General features: G+C 72.7%; 4 protein-coding genes. 2 read left to right on the top strand and 2 right to left on the bottom strand.

Annotated features, from left to right (window positions below; translation table 11 throughout):
- The first annotated feature begins 58 nt into the window (after positions 1-58).
- On the top strand, positions 59-1,354 hold the full coding sequence (locus tag E4099_RS30120; RefSeq protein ID WP_135342279.1) for an SGNH/GDSL hydrolase family protein: 1,296 nt from the start codon (positions 59-61) through the stop codon (positions 1,352-1,354).
- Between the two features lie 92 nt (positions 1,355-1,446).
- Here E4099_RS30120 and E4099_RS30125 read toward each other — a convergent pair whose 3' ends face one another.
- Positions 1,447-1,902 (bottom strand): GNAT family N-acetyltransferase, encoded by a 456-nt coding sequence (locus E4099_RS30125; RefSeq protein WP_135342280.1) that lies wholly within the window; start codon positions 1,900-1,902, stop codon positions 1,447-1,449.
- A 64-nt stretch (positions 1,903-1,966) separates the two neighbouring features.
- A complete protein-coding gene (locus tag E4099_RS30130; protein WP_245245311.1) occupies positions 1,967-2,626 on the bottom strand; it encodes a DUF2269 domain-containing protein in 660 nt (219 codons plus the stop codon).
- A 92-nt stretch (positions 2,627-2,718) separates the two neighbouring features.
- On the opposite strand from E4099_RS30130, the gene E4099_RS30135 reads away from it, so the two are divergent.
- Positions 2,719-3,351 (top strand): HAD family hydrolase, encoded by a 633-nt coding sequence (locus tag E4099_RS30135; protein WP_135342281.1) that lies wholly within the window; start codon positions 2,719-2,721, stop codon positions 3,349-3,351.
- Positions 3,352-3,865: the final 514 nt, after the last annotated feature.

Raw genomic sequence — 3,865 nt, forward strand, 5'->3', positions numbered from 1 at the left:
ACACCCCGAAATCCCCACACCCACATCCCCGCACCCCTGCTTCCCTGAGGAGTTCGCCATGCCTTCCCGCAACCTCCGCCTCGGTGCCTCACTGCTCGCCCTCACCGCCGTGGCCGCGGCCTCCCCCACCGCCTCCGCCCGTACCGCCGCCGACCGCTCCCTCGCCGCCGAGGCGCGGCCGACCGCACGGGTCGGCACCGACTGGGGCCCAGGGTGGTCGGCGCCGGTGCAGCGCCCCAGCTCGGGCTTCGAGGAGAACTGGTCGGAGACCGGGTTCGCGGACCAGACCGTGCGCCAGGTGGTGCGGCTGACGAGCGGGGGCACCACGGCCCGCATCAAGCTCTCCAACCGTTACGGGCAGCGCCCGCTGCGGATCGCCGGGGCGACCATCGCCCGCGCCGCGCACGGCGCGTCCGTGCGACCCGGCACCCTGCGCAAGCTCACCTTCGGGCAGCGGCCCGCGGTGACCATTCCGGCCGGGGGAGAGGCCACCAGTGACGCCGCACCGCTGCGGGTCGAGCCCTTCACCTCGGTGACCGTGACGCTCCACTTCGCCGAGCCCACCGGACCGTCCACCTTCCACTCCCAGGCGTACGCGACCAGCTACCGCGCCGAGGGCGACCACCGCGCGGACCGCACCGGCGCGCCGTTCACGGCTCGTACCCACTCCTGGTACTACCTGTCCGACGTGGAGCTGACCGGTGGCGGGCGCCCGCACGGGGACACGGTGGTGGCCTTCGGCGACTCCATCACGGACGGCTTCGGGTCCACCGTGGACGGCGACCACCGCTGGCCGGACGCCCTGGGGCGGCGGCTGGCGGCCGCGGGCACACCGCGTCCGGTGCTGAACTCCGGGATCGGCGGGAACCTGCTGCTGCACGACTCGGCCTGGTTCGGCGACCGGGCGGCGGACCGCTTCCAGCGCGATGTGCTGGACAAGCCGGGAGTCCGCACGGTGGTGCTGCTGGAGGGGCTGAACGACATCGGCTTCAGCGAGGTGGACCTGCCGACCTACAAGCCGAACCCGCAGATCGGCGCCGAGCAGGTGATCGCCGGCTATCGGGAGCTGATCGAGCGGGCCCACGCCCGCGGCATCCGGGTCGTCGGCGGCACGATCCTGCCGTTCAAGGGGGCGGAGTACCACACACCGCGCTCCGAGGCGAAGCGCGCGACGATCAACGAGTGGATCCGCGACTCGGGGGAGTTCGACGCGGTGGCCGACTTCGCGGCGGCGCTGGCCTCTCCGAGCGACGCGCTGGCGCTGGACCCGGCGTACGACAGCGGGGACCACAAGCACCCCAACGACGCCGGCTACCGCGTGATGGCCGAGGCCATCGACCTGAGCGCGCTCTGAGCGGTTCCCGGGCGGCCTTGCGGGGCCGGAAGGGTGGGTGGGTGTCCGGGCGATCGGCTCGGGCACCCACCCGGTGCGTTCCGGGGTGTGGGTCAGTCGAGTGGGAGCTTGAAGCCCAGGTGGGACGCCTCGAAGCCGAGCCGCTGGTAGAAGCGGTGGGCGTCGAGACGGGTGGCGTCCGAGGTGAGCTGGACCAACCGGCAGCCGGCCTCGCGGGATGCCTCCACGGCCCACTCGATCAGCAGGGTGCCCAGCCCGCTGCCCCGCTCATCGGCATGGATGCGCACCCCCTCGATGATCGAGCGGGTGGCGCCGCGCCGGGACAGACCGGGGATCAGCGTGAGTTGGAGGGTGCCGACCGTACGGCCCTCTCGGACCGCGACCACCAGCCGCTGCTGGGGGTCGGTGGCGATCCGCTCGAAGGCGGCGCGGTACGGGGCGAGATCGTCGGGCGACTCCCGGCGCGCCCCCAACTCGTCGTCGGCCAGCATCGCCACGATGTCGGGGATGTCATCGGCGGTGGCGGGGCGTATCACGAAGTCGCTCATGGCCGTGAGCATAGGGCTGGGCGGCGGCAGGGGGTGGCGGTCGGCGGCCGATGGCCGGGCGCGCTCAGCGGTCGGGGAGAGAGCAGGCCTCCAGCCGGCGGGCCGCGAGGGCCCCGGCCGGCACACGCGGTGCGGTACGCCCCGCGGTCGACTCCCGCCGACGCCGGCCGCGGGCGGTGAGCCCCCAGGGCTTGAGCACCGAGATGGCGGTGAGGAAGAGGTAGATCGAGGTGGCCACCGTCGGGGCGGCGGCCAGGTCCGGGAACACATGGACCGCCTCCCCCGCCCGCAGCCGGTCCACCTCGGCGGCCGCGTCATGGATGCGGGGCCGCAGTGCCAGCAGCGAGGCGCCGGTGGCGGCCAGCGTCAGCCAGAACTTCGTGTAGACCCAGCGGTGCAGGGCCAGCCCCCAGGGCGTGCCCAGCGACAGCACCAGCCCGGTGACCAGCGACCCCAGGCTGACCGCCGGCAGCAGCCAGTCGGCGAAGATCCGCATGGCCCGGTAGCAGGCCGCCGCGGTCGCCGCGGAACCGGTGGTCACCGCCGTGATCCCCAGCACCAGCAGGCACAGGGTGATCCCCAACCACGCGACCGACACGACGACGTGTGTGACCAGCAGGGCCCGGCGCACCGGTCGGGAGAGCCGCCGCCCGCGGCAGGAGGTCTGGGCGCGGGCGGCGGACGCGGTCTGGTGGGGCGGGTCATGGGGGCGCTTCGGGTGCATGGCCCCCACCGTGGCGCGCGGTGGCCGGCGGGGGCGTCTGACGGGGGGCGTATCCGCGGATACGCGAATCCGAGTACGCCTAGGCTCGGCCCATGACGAGACTGCATCTGTTCGACCTCGACGGCACCTTGATCCGCGGGTCCGCCGCCGCCATCGAGATATCCCGCCAGCTCGGGGTGGAGCGCGAGATCGGGGAGTTGGAGCGGGCGTTCGCGCGGGGGGAGTTGACGCCGGGGCGGTTCGCCGAACTGGCCTGTGAGCTGTGGGAGGCGCTGACCGAGGCGCAGGTGGCGGCGGCCTTCGAACAGGCGCCGTGGTTGACGGGCATTCGCGAGGTTTGGGCCGACATCCGGGCGCGCGGGGAGCGGAGCGCGGTCATCTCCCTCTCGCCGGGCTTCTTCGTGGAGCGCTTGCTGGACTGGGGGACGGACGCGGCGCGCGGCTCCCGCTGGCCGGCGGTGCCGTTCCGGGAGCCGGTGGATCCGACGGGCATCCTCACCCCGGCCGCCAAGGTCCGCGTCGCCGGTGAACTCTGCGCGGAATTCGGTCTCAGCAGCGCGGACTGCGTCGCCTACGGAGACTCCCTGTCGGACACGGAACTCTTCGCCACGGTGCCCGTCTCGGTGGCGATCAACGCCGATCACCATGTGCGGGGAATCGCCTCGTACGCGTATGTGGGTATGGACCTCCGAGAGGCCTACGAACTCGTCGGTAACCACAGGTGATGAATGCGATTCCCGGGGTAACGGACAGCGAGAACACGGGGGTTGTGCAAACGGCGGTGCCGAGTAGGGTCGGTCCTGGTTCCACGCCAGGGCACTGACGCGGAGCCCATTGGCTGACCCAGCCGAACGGGAACGGGGGTTCTCCTTACGCGGGTTTCCGGCTCTGTGTTCACGCGTGCCATGGGTGAAGGGCACGCGTCGAAGACCGGACGGCACTGGCACTCCATTGCCGCACAGACCGATGCCGGCTGAACCAGCAGACCATCGCGGGGACATCGCGGCATTCCTTTGTCGGGGGTGCCGAGATCGAGAGAAAGTTGTTCGAGGCGAGGCCCATGGAAGCTCCGACCACCACGTCGCCGGCCGACGGCGACACCCATGGCGACATCGGTGGCCGCGGCTGGTTCACCCCGGACAGGACGGATGGGGAAGGCCCGGAGCCGGTGCCTCCGGCAGGGGGTGGGCGGACCGCCGGGGTGGCCGGTCCGGTCGGTGCCGGCGGTCCGCCCACCCC

The organism is Streptomyces palmae, assembly GCF_004684805.1.
In the GTDB taxonomy this organism is placed as follows: Bacteria; Actinomycetota; Actinomycetes; order Streptomycetales; family Streptomycetaceae; genus Streptomyces; species Streptomyces palmae.

Coding starts and splice junctions, on each gene's coding strand:
- E4099_RS30135 (WP_135342281.1), top strand. CDS start 2,719: ATGACGAGACTGCATCTGTTCGACCTCGACGGCACCTTGATCCGCGGG.
- E4099_RS30130 (WP_245245311.1), bottom strand. CDS start 2,626: ATGCACCCGAAGCGCCCCCATGACCCGCCCCACCAGACCGCGTCCGCC.
- E4099_RS30125 (WP_135342280.1), bottom strand. CDS start 1,902: ATGAGCGACTTCGTGATACGCCCCGCCACCGCCGATGACATCCCCGAC.
- E4099_RS30120 (WP_135342279.1), top strand. CDS start 59: ATGCCTTCCCGCAACCTCCGCCTCGGTGCCTCACTGCTCGCCCTCACC.